Source organism: Treponema sp. R6D11, assembly GCF_054786075.1.
The window spans coordinates 1-735 of record NZ_BDHD01000591.1 but is presented as its reverse complement, the minus strand read 5'-3'; the positions used below and the strand labels follow the sequence as shown (position 1 = coordinate 735).

Below are 735 nucleotides of genomic sequence, written 5' to 3'. Positions count from 1 at the left end.
AAATTATGGTTCCTGACGCAAGCCCGATGCTTACCCCATGTTCCTGCTTTCTGAAGATCATAGAGAAGATTGGGATCAAGTCCGGCTTCTTTGAATAATCTCTTGTTAAAGAACACGCAAGCGGCGTGCTGGCTTCCGCCGTAACCTTCGGCAAAAGCATAAGCATCTTGAGTTTTTCCATTCTTAAATGTAAAAGCTGATGTAACGGATCTGTTCCACTCAATCGGAGTAGTAGCTTTCCAGTCAACAGCTTTACTTTTTCCTACAGGATAAATAAGGTTCTGTCGATACAAGGCAAGCGCCCAATCCGGCTGCAATACAAAAATTGTAGCGGCGGGTTTTCCTGCCATAATTGATGTTGCCGAAATTTGCGGCATCTCATTCCAGCTTGCAATACTCTTGTCCATCATTGTAAAGTTGTATTGCTGTAAAAGTCTTTTGCGGTAATCAAGCTGCTTTTCTTGATACTCACTTCCCACCCATTGGTTTGTCGGCGGTGTAGCTTTTGTATCGTAGCTATGCCACCAGTTGCCTACAACAATGTTCATTCCTCTAAGCGTGTTACCGACTTTACCGGGCGCTTTTGGAATTTGTTGAGCAAAAACAGAAGTAACGCTACAGAGTATTAACACGAGGACAAAACAGGTTAGTAAAATGTTTTTTCTCTTCATTTTCTTCCTCCATAAAAATATATTATCTCAAGCGGCATTCGCAACGCGGTTCCGCATTGAAACC

Annotated in this window: 1 protein-coding gene; it reads right to left on the bottom strand. The window is 42.7% G+C overall.

What is annotated here, in order from left to right; genetic code table 11:
• A partial coding sequence (locus tag ACYVTD_RS14895) for a hypothetical protein (protein ID WP_461248496.1) occupies positions 1 to 671 on the bottom strand: 671 nt, incomplete at its 3' end.
• Between the last annotated feature and the right edge of the window lie 64 nt (positions 672 to 735).